This window comes from Chryseobacterium sp. Chry.R1, assembly GCF_039645525.1.
GTDB classification, from domain to species: Bacteria; Bacteroidota; Bacteroidia; order Flavobacteriales; family Weeksellaceae; genus Chryseobacterium; species Chryseobacterium proteolyticum.
Window position 1 is genome coordinate 2134384 of record NZ_CP151793.1, and the last position, 17073, is coordinate 2151456.

Below are 17073 nucleotides of genomic sequence, written 5' to 3' on the forward strand. Positions count from 1 at the left end.
AGCTAATTTAAAAATAAAAACGCGTTTACCACGATAAATATTACCCATTACTGCCAAATAATAAAAAAGGCCGAATCAATTCGGCCTTTTTTTATATATTATCGTCCTATGGTTACTGATTACGCATCTTTTTTCCTGCAAATTTATTCAGCTTCATGCTTAAGGAGAACATAACATAACGTTTCAGGATAAGGTCATCCCGGTCCTCAAAATATGAATTGGTAATGGTTCTTCTTACGCTCTGATTTTGATTCAAAACATCATATACTTTAATTTTTGCAGTAAGCTGTTTCTTGAAAAAAGAGTATCCGAGGCTTGTATTCCAGAAATAAAAATCGCGTTTGAATCCCGGAGCAATATTAGAATTTGTATTGTACTCAAAATCATTTCCAAAAACAAGATTGCTTTTAAAAAGATAATTGGTTAATTGGAGTTTTAACACCTGATTGGTGGTTTGAACTTTTTCAATACTATAATTGGTGTAGTTAGAGAAGTTGTATCCGATTGAGTAGGAAGGTTTAATGGTGAACTTGTCTTTAACTTCATAAGTAAGATTTAATCCGGGATTAATACTGTATGTCCCGCTGCTGAATTGTTGGCTATTGATAAAACCTCTGTTATAGCCGTAACTCGTATTAATTCTTGGATTAATCACAAGCTTATTTTCCTTCCATTTAAAACTTTTACTGAATCCACCACCAAGGTTGATATTTTTATTACCACTTATGTTGGCATATGTAACAAACTGTTTTCCCGAATTATCATAATAGGAATAATTGGTAACATCATTATTTCCGTAGGTAAATCCAATATTCACATAATAATTGATATCTTTTACCATATTATAATTACTGAAGTAAAGATAGGTTCTGTTGGTCCAGGTATTTTTAAGATCCGGATTTCCCTTGTAGGTAATTAAAGGATTGGAAAGGTCTTCATAAGGAGTTAGCTGCTCAGCGCTTGGAATATTAAAGTCAGCATAATTGTAGAGGCTTAGCCTTTTATTCTGGGAAAATTGATATTGCAGGTTAAGATTATAGCTGGGAAGAACAAAGCTCTTCTGAAGGTCATATTGTTGATCATTAAAAACAGAGTTCACTTTCATATCGGAAATCTGAAGATTCACGGAAGACCAGATGTTGATTTTGTTTTTATTGAGCTCAAAACTCAACTCCGGGGAAAGCTGATTAATTTTTTGATCCATGCTGTTTGAAAGAACAGAGTTGTATTTTGAGTACTGCCCGGTATTGGCATCAAAGTCATTAACGTTTCTCTCAGCTCCGGAGATCTTTGCTTCATAATTTAAATTAAGGCTTACGGTAGCAGAATCTGAAAGAGGTTCCGTATATCCTGTACTAAAACGGTAATTGCTGTTTTGTGTTTTATTTTTAGCGAGTTGGTTTCTGTCATCATTAGTCCCGTTGTTCTGATAAAATACAGTCCTGGACTGGTTTAAATTATTACTTTTAGATTCCGAAATATTGCTGTTGATATTGGCGTATACAACGCGCCCTTTTTTTCTGAACTTTCTCGAAAAATAGATATTCGGATTGAATGAATTGCTCTCAGAATCTGTACTTGTGTAAGCATCACTTTCGTTGAGAAGGGTGTTATCCCTAAAAGTGGATGATTTTGAATTATTAAAATTAGATCCTTCGCTTCTGGAAAATGAAGGTGAAATGTAAATACTGGTTAACGAATCTAATTTAATCCGTGCAGCAGTATCAAAATTATATTGTCTGTTTTCGTTTTCTCCACTGCTTTCGGAGTTGGTTTTTAATGTATAATCCGGAAGTAAGGTTGTTCTTGAAACTTTAGATCGTGTTTTCAGATTATTATTCGAATGCATGAAGCTCATGGTCTCAAGGTCTGCATCTTTTCCCAATTTATCACTATAATTAAATCCTATCGTTGTAGACCTCTGGATTCCTTTGGTGTTGCCTCCTCCTTGGTAATAATACGTATTGCCTCCTACCGTCATTACGCTTCCTCCCTGCATCATCCAGGAATTTCTTCCACGTCCCATGCTGTCAAAGACCTCATCATTGGAAAAGCCCTGGGAATTAATATTATTGGATGAAGCCAGCAGGCTTATTTTCGTGTCCTTTTTAAAGAAGCTTATAAGGCCGCTTCCTTCATAACGTTTATCAGAACCATAGCCCAGAGTTAACCTGGAAATAAGTCCTTTGTTTTTCTTTTCGTCAATATTGAAGTTGATGGTTGTATTGTTTGATTTCGCCGTTTTTCCATTGAGCTCTTCCTCTTTGGTTTTAGTAGTCGTAAACTGAATATTTTTTATAATATCTGCCGGAAGATTCTGTAATGCAATTTTGCCGTCTTTATCGAAAAAAGGTTTTCCATTGATCATGATCTGATCCACATCTTTACCATTTACTGTAATTTTTCCTTCGTTACTGATTTCAACTCCGGGAATCTGTTTAAGCAGTTCCTCGATTTTACTATCAGGCCGTACTTTGATCGAGGATGCATTAAATTCGATAGTGTCTTTTTTAATTTTTACCGGAGAAACGGTAAGCTTCACCTCTTCAATATTAAAAACAGAATTTTTTTCCAGTTCAATAGAGCCTAATGAGAGGGATTGATTTATTTTCTCTATATTTTTAGAATAGGATACTAATTTTTCAGCATCAATTTTCAGAACGGTAGGTTCATTGTATGCATCTGTTTTTAAAGAAAATTTACCTTCTTTATTAGTGGGGGTATAATTGATAATGGAATAATCTTTTTGTTTGAGAAGATAAACGGTGGCGTTTTCTACAGGCTTTTTTTCAAAATTCATCACTTTTCCATCGATGGCGAGTTTTTGACCGTTTAAGATCGCAGTATTGATCAAAATAATCAATACCAGCAAAATTTTCTTCATTTATTACTTTTTCGACTCAAAAGTAAAAAAAATCCCTGAAAGAAATTTCAGGGATTCAATATTTATTGTCATGAATTAAGCTCTCAAATATCTTGAATAAGCATATCCTTCTTGTCCATCGGCAGTTTTTACTTTCCACCAATCGTCTGAAGTCTGTTCAATTAAGGTTACAGAAGAACCTTTAGACGCTTTTCCTACAACAGCAGCTTCCGTAGAAGGTTCTTGTCTGATGTTCAGGTTTGAATCTTCAGTAGCCACTGTAAGCGCTGCTCCTGATGCAAGACCTGCAACCTGTACATCTACATTAATATCGGAAGCAGAGTAAGTAGAATCGATAGTCCCCAAAGCATTCCACACAGCATCTTTTGCTGCAGTATTGGAAGCTGCTCCTGAGATGTATAAAATTCCATCCTGTTCCTGAACCTGAAGGTTTGAAATTCCTGCAGACTGAGCTGCTGAAATTACACTTGAATATTTATCTTGTAATGTGCTCATTTTAAATTATTTTACAGTGTAGTTATAATTTACTTTTCCTGCTTTCAAAGCATCCACAGATTGCTTGATTTTTCTAGCCTGTTCTTTAGAAACGTTTCCAGTAAGCGTTAATTCACCGTTTACAACTTCTACTTTCACAGAAGGGAAATCTTTTACAGCATCCTGAACTTTTTTCTGAACTGCCGGATCTACTGCAGATTGCGTTTCAACCGGAGGAGTTGCAGGAGCAATAGTCGCCATATCCATAACGTCTTTTACACCATTTACTGCTTTTAGTTGTTTGATCATTGCATCTTTAGAAGCCTGATCAGGAAATGTTCCACTTAGGTGGGCTACACCATCTTTTACTTCAACGGAAGCACTTGGGTTGGACGTTACAATCGTGGTAGCTTGAGTCTGAAGATCAGCATCAGAAACTTTCTTTTTACAAGAAATAGCACCGAACGATACTGCCAGAGCTAAGGCAGCCATTGCAATAGTTTTTTTCATAGTTGTATATTTAATTTAATGTATTGATACTATAAATGTAACAATAAAATTTATACCAAATGATTAAAAATTGACTAAATGTTTCTTAATTTTTTTACAAAGTTTTTAAAACCAGTATTTTAATTTTAACTATGTCCAATTTAATAAGTAATAGCACACAATTTAAAAACTATTATATTTGCGCAAGTTGAATTATTTATATGAAAGGACAAAATAAGCTGTTTATAGCGATTATTATTGCACTTATCTTGGGTGTAGGAATTGGAGGAATTGTTCACGTACAGTATCCGGAAAGTGCAGAACCTTTTTCTAAAAATATTAAATTACTCGGAACTATTTTCATCAGGCTGGTACAGATGATCATTGCTCCATTGGTATTTACCACTCTTGTAGTGGGAATTGCCAAGATGAGCGATATCAAGATGATAGGCAGAGTAGGAACAAAAGCAATGTTGTGGTTTATCTCTGCATCGCTGATGTCTCTTTTTATCGGGTTGATGTTGGTAAACTGGCTTGAACCCGGGCATGTTACCAAACTTCCGATTCAGGATGCTGCTTCAGCGGAAGAGCTTTTAAAAAGCAGTAAAGGATTTACTCTGGAAGATTTCGTAAAGCACGTTATCCCGAAAAGTTTATTTGAGGCTTTTGCAACCAATGAGGTATTGCAGATCGTAGTGTTTTCGATTATGTTTGGTGTTGCACTGGCTAATCTGGGTGAAGAATATGCAAAACCTGTTATCAAACTATTTGATATTGTAGCCCATGCCATTTTGAAAATGGTAGGATATATTATGTGGTTTGCACCATTGGGTGTACTTGGTGCTATTGCTGCTGTGGTAGCGGTGAATGGCTTTGAAATTTTTAAAGTATATGCAGTTTATCTCAGAGATTTCTTCTTTGCTTTAGGTGTTCTTTGGCTGGTGTTGCTATTGGTCGGATATCTGATTTTAGGGAATCGTTTGTTTGAGTTATTAAAAAGAATTAAAGCTCCTTTGCTTATTGCTTTTTCTACAACAAGTTCCGAGGCTGTTTTTCCAAAGTTGGTTGAAGAACTGGAAAAATTTGGTTGTAACAGCAGGGTAGTGTCTTTCATCTTACCTTTGGGATATTCATTCAATTTGGATGGAAGTATGATGTATATGACGTTTGCTTCAATATTTATTGCTCAGATCTATGGAATTGAAATGACCCTGGGACAGCAGATCACGATGCTTTTGGTTTTAATGCTTACCTCTAAAGGAATTGCAGGTGTCCCGAGAGCTTCTCTGGTAATTATTGTGGCGACTTGTTCCATGTTCGGAATTCCACCGGAGGGAATTGCTTTGATTTTACCTATTGACCATTTCTGTGACATCGGAAGAAGTATGACAAATGTATTAGGAAATGCTTTGGCTACGTCCGCAGTATCCAAATGGGAGGGACAGCTTGAAAATCCTGTTGTAGAAGCGTAACTTATTCTGAATATAAGTATTAGAGTTTACAATATGACGAATTGAAGATTCTCCTATGATCTAAATAAAAAACCTCTTTCAACTTGAAAGAGGTTTTTTATTTTATAATTTATAATACAGCTATTGAGCGGAAATTTCGTCTATAAAGATGTAAGAATCACCGCCGGCTCCCTGGTGCCACTCCGGAAGTTTACCAAAATGATAAGCTTTTATTTTAATATACCGGGTCTCTGTAGGCAGAATATCTGCGGTAAAATCTTTGATCTGAACTTTCTCATCTTTAGAATCAACAGTATTATCAACGGTTTTCAATAGTATAAAATCTTTTCCGTTCATTGAAGCATAGTATTCTACCTTTTTAGGCATTAAAATCCATGCCCTGCTATCCTGAAGATAGGTTGAAGACAGTCGGGTAAGCTGTTGCGGAGATATAAAATCAAGAATAGCTTCAAAAGTTTGCCCCTGATAGCCTTGCCATTCTCCCTTTCTCCAGTTTTCAGTACCATTGATGCCATCAATAAGAGCGAGTTTGCCTCCTGCTGTGTATTGAGGATTCACCTTTGAGTTTACAGTAATATCCCAATGATTAGGCCTTCTGTTAAAATTAGCAGTGGTAACTGAGCTTTTTTCTCCATTTCTTTGAGCATATGCAGAAACCTGGGTGGTTTTATTAATGGTAAACGGACCTTTGTACGTGGAGAAAGTTTTTCTTACATTTTTATCATTTTCGTCTATGGTCATGTAATAAACCTTGTCTTTTGGGTTGAGGGGAGTGATCTGTACTTTAGTAGAAAAATCAAAAAGCCTGTCAGCTACAATCACAGGAGATGCGGTTTGTTCATTGTATTTAAAATCTTTTATGGATTTTACATTTTCAAATCCCAGTTTCCTGAGCTCCTCTTTGCCTGTGTTTTTTGTAATCGTTCTGGTGGTGCCGTCTTCAAGGTGAAGCTTAATTTCATCAAAATAAGGGGTAACAGTTTCCCATTCCGGCTTACCCGGAGTTACAGAATAAATACCCAGGGAACTTAAAACATACCATGCACTCATCTGTCCGCAATCTTCATTTCCAATCAATCCATCCGGAGTGTTTTGATAAAAATGATCGAGTATGTATCTGATCTTCTCGTCTGCTTTTTGTGGTTTATCCACAAAATTATACAAATAAGCAATATGATGGCTTGGTTCATTACCTTGCGCATACTGTCCTATAAGACCTGTGATATCAGCTTGTTCCCTGCCCGTTGTTGTGCTAGGGGCGGTGAAAATGGCATCGATGAACTGTTCGAATTTTTCTTTTCCTCCATGGGCATCAATTAAGCCTGGAATATCCTGGGGAACAAAATAAGAATAATGCCATGAATTTCCTTCCGTGTAATTGTTGTTTACCTCTCTTGGATCAAAAGGTTGATACCAGTTCCCGTTTTTTCTGGCCTGCATAAAGCCGTTTTCAGGATTGTAGAGGTTTTTCCAGTTTTGGGAACGATTCATGAAATACCGGTAGTCTTCTTTTTTGTTTAAAATTTTAGCCATTTGTGCAATACACCAATCGTCATATGCATATTCCAGCGTTTTGGAAACGCTCTCATGTTCATCATCTACGCTGATATAATTGTTTTGCTTGTAAGCATTCAGTCCGAAAATATCCAGCATTGCAGAATTTTTAGAAGCTTCATACGCTTTTTCGTAATCGAAACCCTTGATTCCTTTGGTCATGGCGTCTGCGATTACAGAAACTGCATGATAACCGATCATACATTCTGTTTCGTTAGAGGCAAGCTCCCATACCGGCAATTTTCCGCCTTGCTCGTACTGTCTGATGAAAGTATTAATAAAATCCGCAGTTCGTTTCCTGTCAATTAAGGTCATGAGCGGATGTGCAGCCCTGAAAGTATCCCATAGAGAAAAAACAGAATAGTAATCGAATCCGTTTGCCGTATAGAACTTATTATCACGACCCCTGTATTTTCCATCAACATCCATATAATTATTAGGCTGCGTAAAAACATGATATAAAGCGGTGTAAAAAATACTCAGCTTATTAGTGTCGTCTGATTTTACCTCAATCTTAGAAAGTTCCTTGTTCCAATCATTGTCTGCTTGTTTTCTTATGTTTTCAAAATCATTCGACTGACCTTCTGCCAGCATGTTTTTTCCTGCACCTTCATAGCCTGTTGGAGATAAAGCGACCTTTACGCTGATTTTCTCTCCCTTTTTAACAGGAGCCGAAAATGCTAATGCCAGCTTTGTTCCGGTATACATATTATTTTCCTGCTTTCCGTTAGCTTCTTTCTTCGTCAGTTTTAATGGCTTGGAAAATTCAATCCGGGCATAAATATATTGGTTTGTGGCCCAGGCCTCACTTCTTCTGAAGACCTCAATCGTTCTATCATCAATAATTTTCACCTCTCCTTCCAGAAGTTTATCCCTGTGATTAAGGTCAAGTATGATATTGGCATTTCCACTGTTGTTGAAAGTATATTCATGATATCCTACTCTTTTGGTTGTTGTTAAACGCACATCGATATTGTTTTTATCCAGTTTTACAGAATAGAATCCGGCAAAAGCAGTTTCATTTTTATGGGAAAATTTTGAAGAATAGTCTTTGTTGTCCAGGCTTGGATTTCCCATTGTAGGCATTAGTATAATATCACCATAGTCTGAAACTCCCGTACCATTGAGGTGGGTATGGGAAAATCCATAAATGACCGAATCGGAATAATGATAACCACTGCATCCGTCCCAGCTGCCATCTATCCTGGTATCGGGTGAAAGCTGGACCATTCCGAAAGGAACAATCGCTCCCGGAAAGGTGTGGCCATGACCTCCGGTTCCTATGAAAGGATTAACATACCGGGAATAATTCTGGGAATAAATAACCTGAGTAATAAATAAAGAAACTACTATGAAACATTTTCTCATATCATAATTTTATGACGGTGAATATATTGAAAAATAGAAGAACTAAGAGTATGAAATGATTGCAGCCCTATACTTCTCCTTCAAAAAAATCATCCAGATACTGCTGTCTGTTGTTTTCCTGTTTGTCAGTTCCCAGAAACTTTTTCCAGGCTCTGGATTCATGGTATACAATTCCCATTTCCCAGACACAGTAGGTAGGAATGTGATTGTTCTTTCTTTCCCAGGTTTCGAATTTTCCGGTTCCGTCATAATATACACTTTCCCATAATTCGTTTTCACTTCTCCAGGTACAAACCAGAAGCAAATAATTGCTGCCGCATCTGTGGAGAATTACAAAACCAAGATCTTCAATGTCCTGAAAATGTTCAGTTGCATTTTCGATGCATGTTTTTGCATGGCTGATATCTTCAGAAGAAATGTCATGTGTATTTTCAGCTAAGTTGTACCATTTGAATCTTGTTTTTCCCACGTTAAAAATACCATTGAATGCAGCAAATTTAGAGGGATAAGATGTAGGATTGGTGTTCATTTTTATAGAGTTTAAAAGTTTATTTCCCGAAAAGGGAAACCGGAAAAATTGATTGATATATTTTTAGTGATGCGATTTATCACCTTGAGTTATAGATTTTATTCATTCTAAATTATAGAAAAAATCCGTAAATTTGTAAACAATTTATAGCAATTTTATGTTGACGAAAGAAAAGGTTCAAGATTTCCTTAAAGAAATAGAAGTAGATGATTTAGTTAATAATCTTCAGATTGTAGGAAATGATGTATATATAGATATGACGGCGCATTCACCGGCAATGCATGAAAAGAAAAAATTAGAGGCTGCAATGAAGCAGGCTTTTGCCAGTGAGTTTGGAGAAGATATCCATTTAAAGCTTAAAATAGTTTCTCCTGAACCAAGTGAAATTCAGCAAAGCCAGATCAAAGGAAAGCAGATTCCGGGAATTCAGAATATTATCGCAATTGCTTCCGGTAAAGGAGGCGTTGGAAAATCTACCGTAGCTGCAAATATGGCAGTTACTTTAGCTAAAATGGGCTTTAAAGTGGGTCTATTGGATGCAGATATTTACGGACCATCTGTCCCTACCATGTTTGATACGGAAGGACAAAAGCCGATTTCTGTAGAGGTTAACGGAAAAAATCTAATGAAGCCTGTAGAGAACTATGGTGTAAAAATGCTTTCAATCGGATATTTCTCGGGAGCTAATCAGGCAGTAGTTTGGAGAGGTCCAATGGCTTCTAAAGCTCTGAACCAAATGATTAGAGATGCGAATTGGGGAGAGTTGGACTTTTTATTGATCGACTTACCTCCGGGTACAGGAGATATTCACTTATCAATTATTCAGGAAGTGCCTGTTACAGGAGCTGTGATTGTAAGTACACCTCAACATGTTGCATTGGCAGACGTAAGAAAAGGTATTGCCATGTTCCAGATGGAAAGTATTAATATTCCGGTTCTTGGATTAATCGAAAATATGGCGTACTTTACACCTGAAGAATTACCTGATAATAAATATTATATTTTTGGAAACCAGGGAGCACAATATTTAGCTGATGATCTTGGAATTCCGGTACTGGGAGAAATTCCTCTGATCCAGAGTATAAGAGAGGCAGGAGATGTCGGAAGGCCGGCAGCATTGCAGGAAAATTCCAAAATCGCAGATATTTATACGGAGACAGCACGTAATATGGTAGAAAGTCTTGTAGAAAGGAATAAAAACCTTCCACCTACTGAAGCTGTAAAGATCACAACTATGGCAGGATGCTCTCCAAAGGCAAAAAAATAATATTCAAATTAAATTTTGAAAAAAAACCGAATTGAACTGAAAAATATGGAAACAAACGTAGCACACGAAGATACTGTAACAAGAGTAATGGAGGCTTTAGAAAGTATCCGTCCGTTTTTGAATAAAGACGGAGGTGATATTGAGCTTATTGATGTGAAAGATAACTCGGTTTATGTAAAACTTTTAGGAAACTGTTCCGGATGTTCTTTGAACTTTTCAACACTTAAACTGGGTGTAGAAAATACAATAAAGCAGCACGCTCCGGAGATCGAAAAGGTAATAAGCGTAGAGTAACATCAATTAAGATGTAAAGATAACGAAGACAGGTTTTTATAGCCTGTCTTTTTTATTATGGTCCTTTTCCGAATCATATGGTGGTTTTTGTTATATTTGTTAAAACACATCAATATGTTTGGATTTATAGAAAATTTAGAACCTCTGAATCAAGGCTTTTGGTATATCGCTTTGGGTGCCAGTTTAATATTTTTAATTCAGACAATCCTTACTTTTATAGGAGGTGATCACACCGGGGCTGTTCATACAGATTTCAGTGGTGATGCATCGCATGGTGACAGTCCTTTCCAACTGTTTTCCTTCAGGAATCTGGTTAATTTCCTTTTAGGATTCGGATGGGGTGGAGTGGCCTTTTATGATTCCATAGGAAGCAAAGCACTGTTGTTTCTTGTAGCTATTCTTATCGGAACAGGTTTTCTTTTCCTTTTCTTTATTCTTATTCTACAGATTTTAAAATTAACAGAAGACAATACCTTTAAAATGGAAGATCTTATCGGAAGAACGGGTGAGGTGTATATCACGATTCCTCCAAAAATGAGTGGAATGGGAAAGATACAGATCTCCTTAAAAGGAACAAACCACGAGCTTCAGGCGATGACGGAAGCAGAAGAAAGCATTCCGTCGAGTCATTCTGTAAGAGTGATATACATTTATGACAAGATCCTTGTTGTTTCGAAAGTTTAATTAAAATTATAAAACGATATATGGAAATTCCCGGAACCCTTATTTTAACAGTTGTAATAGTCGTCGTACTATTTGTCACATTTTTAGCCCTTATTTCGCGATACAAAAGATGTCCTTCAGATAAAATTTTAGTGATCTACGGTAAAACAGGCGGAAGCTCTGCAAAGTGTATCCATGGAGGGGGAGCTTTTGTATGGCCGGTTATCCAGGATTTTGCTTATCTGGATCTGAAACCAATTTCCATTGAAGCCAATCTTACCAATGCGCTTTCGCGCCAGAATATCCGTGTGGATGTTCCTTGTCGTTTTACGATTGCCATTTCTACAGATCCTGATTCTATGGGAAATGCAGCAGAGCGTTTACTCGGATTATCTCCCGAGCAGATTCAGGAGCTTTCAAAAGATATTTTATTCGGGCAATTGCGTTTGGTTATTGCTACAATGACAATTGAGGAAATTAACTCGGACAGGGATAAATTTCTGGATAATATTTCTAAAAATGTTGATACGGAATTAAAGAAAATAGGCCTGAAGCTAATCAATGTAAACGTTACGGATATCAGGGATGAATCCGGATATATTGAAGCTTTGGGAAAAGAAGCTGCTGCAAAAGCGATCAATGAAGCGATTATCAGTGTGGCGGAACAGACTAAGATCGGTGAAACAGGAAAAGCTCTTGCTGATCGTGAGAAAGATACTCAGATTGCAGAGACACAGAGGGACCGGGATGTTAAGATAGCGATTACTCAAAAAGACAGGGAGATCAGTATTGCGGCCGCAGGAAAAGATGAGGCTATCGGTAAGGCAGAAGCTGCAAAAGAAGCACGTATTGCAACATCTTTGGCTAACTCTATTGCTGTAAAAGGAGAAAATGAAGCAAAAATTACCATCGCAAATTCCGATGCTGAAAGAAGGGAAAGAGAAGCGGAGGCATTAAGAATTGCTACTGCTGCTGAAAAGGTACAAGCAGCGAAATCACTGGAAGAGGCTTATGTGGCTGAACAGAAAGCAGAGGCTGCGAGAGCGGAAAGAGAACGGTCTACACAACAGGCTAATATTGTAGTTCCCGCAGAGATTTCAAAACAGAAAATGATTATCGATGCACAGGCTGAAGCTGAAAAAATAAGATTGCAGGCAAAAGGAGAAGCAGACGCCATATTTGCTAAGATGGAAGCTGAAGCGAAGGGTCTTTATGAGATCCTTACCAAGCAGGCTGAAGGATATGATCAGGTGGTTAAAGCTGCTGGGGGTGATGCTAACAGTGCATTCCAGCTATTGCTATTGGAAAAACTTCCTGAGCTGGTAAAAACCCAGGTAGAAGCAGTTAAAAATATCAAGATTGATAAGGTTACTGTATGGGATAGTGGAAATGGGAAAGATGGAAACAATTCTACGGCTAATTTTGTTTCAGGGATGATGAAAACAGTTCCACCGTTAAATGATTTGTTCAATATGGCAGGACTTAATTTACCGGACTATTTAAAAGGAAAGCCGGAGGAGGTTCAAAAAGAAATTGTTAAGATCATTGAGAAGAAAGAGAAAAAGAATTTTGATGACATGACTCTTGAAAATGATGACTCAAAAGATGATTCTCCTAAGCCGTAAAAAGGAATTTATATTTGTATATATTTAAAAATTTCCAGTGAATTATTATTTTTAATAAGTTATTCACTTAAAATAATGTAATATGTTTAAAGACAGGTTTTTATAGCCCGTCTTTTTTCATTGATTATACTTGTCCAATAGGGTATATTAAACTAGAATTAATATTAAATTCATATAGAAATAATTCTATGTTTTTGTGAGTTTTATTAATGTTACTTTTGTAAAAAATTTATTTACAACACTATATGAGGTTTGGGCTGCTTCTGTTATGTTTTTTCTTTCCCTGTTTTGTTATACAAAACTCTTCAATTTGTTTCGGAGCGAGTAATATCGTTTTACAAAAAAGATGGCAAAGCACTTCAGAAGATAAATCAGGTTTTGTATACCTTATAAAACCCATATTATTTCCAAATATGATTCTACACTAATTGACAATACAAATAAAAAATGATCACAATAAGGTTTACTATGAAAAAGTCTAAAAACACATGGGGAATCGTCAAAATTGCCAATTTTGGGTATGGATTTTCTAAAGAAATAACAAATCGCTGTATAAATGCGGTGAAAGATCTTTATTACGGAGAAATTTATTTTCAAAAAGATCGTATCGGCCTACATGTTGTATTGCATCTTGCTAAAAATCGGACGAGGAAATGCACTCCAAAAAAATCATATCCATGGTTTCCTTTGGAAGTTATGATCAAAAACTAAGAACTATGAAAAAAATACTCATTGCGGATGACCATTATATTGTGAGAACGGGTACTGCGCTGCTGTTGGAATCGAAACTTCAATATCCCTGTACAATAGATTTTGCTGAAAATTATATTGAGACCAAGGACAAAGTTTCTAAAGAACAATATGATCTGGTGATTCTGGATATTGATATGCCTGACAGCACTTCGAAAACAATGGTAAAGGAATTAAAAGGAAAACAGGAAGATCTTAAAATCATGATCTTTTCTACTTATGATGAAAGTGTAGGCATTCAATATATTGAAGAAGGGGCGGAAGGGTTTCTTAATAAGGGTGCTTCAGAATCTGAAATATTGAGAGGCATTACAGCTATCTTTGAAGAGGGGTATTATTATCCTTCAAAAATGGTCAATAAATTATTATCCCATTCTAAAGATGGACGTACTGTAGAAAAGCTTTCTAAAAGGGAATTCCAGATATTTAAACTTCTGGCTGAAGGAAACGGGAATATAGAAATTGCCAACATTCTCGACCTTAAAATGTCTACGATCAGTACCTATAAAAAGAAAATTTTTGATAAGCTAAAAATTAAGAATGTCGTAGATCTTGTTCGGATCTATGATGATATGCATTAATATAAAAAGCTCAGGATTTTCCTGAGCTTTTTTATCAATCTAATGTATATTCTATTTTACGATAAACCGTTTCAGTATACCCTCTGAAGTTTTAATGAGGTACACACCTGTAGCAAGTGATGAAGTTTCAATAAGTAAAGAATTTTTCTCTTTTTTCAAAAGTTTTCCTGACATATCGTACAATTCATAACCTTGTGCCCGGTTGAAATATAGAGTATTTCCTTTTATCACAGGATTAGGGAATACATTAAATGTGTCCTGCTCAGCTTTTACCTCACCCGTTCCCAATGTGGGAGGTGTTACTACTTCATACATCGATAAAGTTCCGCTGATTTCATTTGCAATAACTACATAGCCTTTGCCTGTTGCTGTATTTTGTGGAGCTATGTAAATAATTCCTTCGGGGCCGTTATCACCACCATATGCTGAAGTTGATCTCGAATTTTTGTAATCCGTAAAAGTTACATTATTTGGATCTGTAATATTATAAACCATTACACCACCGGTTCTTTCCAACGTGATGAAGGCAAAAGTCTGGCCGTTTATGGTTCCTAAAGCAACACCTTCTGGTTCCGGACCTTTGGCACGGCTCCTGCTTTTAACTGCATTACTTTCGTTATCTGCGTTAAAGATTAATGGATGGCTGTATGCAATATAACGTTCAAACTGATCTCCACTATCATATACAATCTGTTTTGTATCGGCATTGAAAATGGAAAAAGAACGTGCTCCCATTGCATTAATTTCTTCGTATTCGGCATCTCCGTCTGTATTGCCATTTACATTGGTTACCCTGAATCTTCCCAGGTTGTGAGAAGCTTTTAATATAGATGAATTAGGGAAATTTGTAGCATCTAAAGGATAGCCATTGGCTCCTACAGTTGTTCTTTCGCTGAACCCGGAAAGATCTTTTTCATCACCTTCATTAGCTGTTACGATATAATTGGTATTACCTGCTTTATAATTTTGTACAGCATCGGGAGTATAAAATGTTTTTACCGGCCAATTGGCAATCAGTACCTCTCCGTTATTATCCGAAGCATCAAAACCATTTCCGGGTAAACTCATATCTTTTTTGCCTAATCCCCAAATACTCGTTATGGATTTCGTTACCAGATTTACTTCAGCAATCCCATTGTTTTCTTGAAGAGTAACCCATGCCTTTTGGCTGTCTGAGCTTACCGTTATATATTCCGGTTCCAGATCCTGGGCCAGCGTACTCGTTGCCTTTACTTTTCTTAATCCGGTTGCAAATAGAGAAGATTCCTGGGTGTTGAAATTGGTGAAATTGAGTGTGGTAACCTGACTTTGGGTAAGATTGTTTATTCCTCCGGAAATGTCAATGATACTGATTGAGCCTTCAGGATCAACTGTGTAGGCGTCATTAGGTTCTCCTTCATTGGCTGTAATAACCTTTGTTCCATCCGGAGTAAAAGTAATCATATCAGGTAATGCACCTACAGTAACTTGTTTCAGGAAATTTCCGTTAATGTCAAAAAAGATGACAGATCCGTTTTGTTGTGGGTTTACATTTGGAGAAGAAACTGCGATAATTCCGTTTTTAACCGCGATACTAGTGATTCCTCCATAAGAAGCCATATTTACCGTTTTGATAACCACAGGAGCCGTTGGAGTACTGAAATCAATAATATCAAAAACATCGGTCAGTGAACTGATCGTAAACAATCTTTGCGTGGCAGGATCATGAACAACAATTTCTGTCGAACTGTTATTGTTTCCGGAAGGATCGAAGCTTCCGATATAGTTCAAATGAATTTGATTTGAAGGAACAGGTGCGGCCTTATCATTATCTACGATATAAATTGTGGCTGAATTATCTCCTGTAATAGTAGCACCTACCGGGTTTTCAAGGCTTACTACAAAATATTCTGCCTGCTGTTCTTCGAGTATATCATCAATAATCGGAATATTTACAATATAGCTGGTAGTGGTTGGCGTAATAGTGATTGTTTGATTATTTACTGTAAAATCATTGCTGTCGGCTGTGCTGAAAGGAGCAGGCTTTACAACAAGATTTACTGTAGAGGCGGAAGGATTATTAATATTGATCTTGAAACTTAGGTTACCCGCATTTTCATTTACTTTGATGAAATTTTTATCGAGTGAAATAGTGGTACCTGCCGTAGTGAAAGTAGTAGAAGTAGCTGAAGTAACAGCATTATCACTAAAATCTTCAACGGTATTGGGTTTTAGTGCTAAATAATATGTTTGATTAGGAAGTAGGGGAGTGCCAGGAATAATCGTGATTGCATTGTTACTAAAAGTAGTTGTGAACGGTATCTGTGAGCCCGAAGCATTTGCCACCCTGAATTCAACAAGATTTTGTGCATTGGTATCAGTGATTGCAGCGTTATCAATATGTCTGATATTTTCATTAAACGAAATACTCGGATTTATTGTTGTGGATGCATTATTGGTATTATTAGCCGGAAGATACGTTACTGTAGGTGGAGTAGTATCTGTGGAACCGGTTGCTACAGCATCTACCGTAAAATTATCAAAACGATTATTTCCTGCATTTCCTCCCGATCCTGTAGCAAATTCAACTTTTAATTTAAAATTGGGGTTGTTGGAAACTCCTGCAATATTTGAAAAATCAAAAGTAACTAACTGAGGGACGTCATCCACCGGAGTAACGCTCTGGTAAGTAGTAAAAGTATTTCCGTCAAGGGAATATGACCAGATTTGTGTTCCTGCCCCTGAACCAGATCTTCTGGTTGTAAATTTTACCACTACATTATGATATCCGGTAGTAGGCAGGGAAAATTGAAGTCCACCACCAATAGGGTTGTTAAACCTTAAATGGGTTCCGGCAGGATCATTATTCCTGGCATTTAAATTATTGGTGTCGAAATTTTGACCTGATCCTCCTGCAAAATCAATAACACTTGTTCCCCCTGCAATAGCAGCAAGTGAAGAGCCGTTTACCAGCGAGGATGTCGGAGTGGTAATAGAGGCTTGAGAAGCATTGTTATTGAAATTCCAGTAATGGATCAACGATTGTCCGAAAAGACCGCCTTGAAACAGGACAGCAATAGGCAGGAAGCCTCTAAAAAGATAGTTTTTCGTCATTTTTACCTTAAATTTTGATTAATGCAAAAA

13 protein-coding genes are annotated in these 17073 nt (G+C 36.8%); 7 read left to right on the forward strand and 6 right to left on the reverse strand.

Going from position 1 to position 17073, the window contains the following annotated elements; all coding sequences use genetic code 11:
* Positions 1–112: 112 nt before the first annotated feature.
* The 3 genes from AAEU33_RS09870 to AAEU33_RS09880 form a co-directional block, all read right to left on the reverse strand.
* On the reverse strand, positions 113–2884 hold the full coding sequence (locus AAEU33_RS09870; RefSeq protein ID WP_345992376.1) for an outer membrane beta-barrel protein: 2772 nt from the start codon (positions 2882–2884) through the stop codon (positions 113–115).
* Positions 2885–2959: 75 nt separating this feature from the next.
* Positions 2960–3379: an SH3 domain-containing protein gene (locus AAEU33_RS09875; protein ID WP_172279917.1), complete on the reverse strand. Its 420-nt coding sequence runs from the start codon at positions 3377–3379 to the stop codon at positions 2960–2962.
* A 6-nt stretch (positions 3380–3385) separates the two neighbouring features.
* Entirely contained in the window at positions 3386–3868 is a 483-nt protein-coding gene (locus tag AAEU33_RS09880; RefSeq protein ID WP_172279915.1) for a BON domain-containing protein, read from the reverse strand.
* Between the two features lie 200 nt (positions 3869–4068).
* Between AAEU33_RS09880 and AAEU33_RS09885 the strand changes: the two genes are divergently transcribed.
* Positions 4069–5319: a cation:dicarboxylase symporter family transporter gene (locus tag AAEU33_RS09885; RefSeq protein ID WP_345992379.1), complete on the forward strand. Its 1251-nt coding sequence runs from the start codon at positions 4069–4071 to the stop codon at positions 5317–5319.
* 120 nt (positions 5320–5439) lie between these two features.
* Here AAEU33_RS09885 and AAEU33_RS09890 read toward each other — a convergent pair whose 3' ends face one another.
* Positions 5440–8241 carry a GH92 family glycosyl hydrolase gene (locus AAEU33_RS09890; RefSeq protein ID WP_345992381.1) on the reverse strand — a complete coding sequence of 934 codons (2802 nt, stop codon included), beginning with the start codon at positions 8239–8241 and terminating at the stop codon, positions 5440–5442.
* 67 nt (positions 8242–8308) lie between these two features.
* Positions 8309–8770 carry a hypothetical protein gene (locus AAEU33_RS09895; protein ID WP_345992383.1) on the reverse strand — a complete coding sequence of 154 codons (462 nt, stop codon included), beginning with the start codon at positions 8768–8770 and terminating at the stop codon, positions 8309–8311.
* A gap of 157 nt (positions 8771–8927) precedes the next feature.
* Here AAEU33_RS09895 and AAEU33_RS09900 point away from each other — a divergent pair, with 157 nt between their 5' ends.
* From AAEU33_RS09900 to AAEU33_RS09925, 6 genes are all read left to right on the forward strand, one after another.
* Complete coding sequence (locus AAEU33_RS09900; protein ID WP_172279907.1) at positions 8928–10037, forward strand: Mrp/NBP35 family ATP-binding protein; 1110 nt, start codon at positions 8928–8930, stop codon at positions 10035–10037.
* Between the two features lie 45 nt (positions 10038–10082).
* Positions 10083–10331 carry a NifU family protein gene (locus tag AAEU33_RS09905; RefSeq protein ID WP_172279905.1) on the forward strand — a complete coding sequence of 83 codons (249 nt, stop codon included), beginning with the start codon at positions 10083–10085 and terminating at the stop codon, positions 10329–10331.
* A 114-nt stretch (positions 10332–10445) separates the two neighbouring features.
* A complete protein-coding gene (locus AAEU33_RS09910; RefSeq protein WP_345992386.1) occupies positions 10446–11015 on the forward strand; it encodes a serine protease in 570 nt (189 codons plus the stop codon).
* A gap of 20 nt (positions 11016–11035) precedes the next feature.
* A complete protein-coding gene (locus AAEU33_RS09915) occupies positions 11036–12619 on the forward strand; it encodes an SPFH domain-containing protein (protein ID WP_345992388.1) in 1584 nt (527 codons plus the stop codon).
* A gap of 468 nt (positions 12620–13087) precedes the next feature.
* Positions 13088–13330 (forward strand): hypothetical protein, encoded by a 243-nt coding sequence (locus AAEU33_RS09920; protein WP_345992390.1) that lies wholly within the window; start codon positions 13088–13090, stop codon positions 13328–13330.
* Between the two features lie 5 nt (positions 13331–13335).
* Complete coding sequence (locus AAEU33_RS09925) at positions 13336–13950, forward strand: response regulator transcription factor (RefSeq protein WP_172279897.1); 615 nt, start codon at positions 13336–13338, stop codon at positions 13948–13950.
* A 51-nt stretch (positions 13951–14001) separates the two neighbouring features.
* On the opposite strand, the gene AAEU33_RS09930 is transcribed toward AAEU33_RS09925, so the two are convergent.
* Positions 14002–17043, reverse strand: a complete 3042-nt coding sequence (locus AAEU33_RS09930) for a choice-of-anchor I family protein (protein ID WP_345992392.1) — start codon at positions 17041–17043, stop codon at positions 14002–14004.
* Positions 17044–17073: the final 30 nt, after the last annotated feature.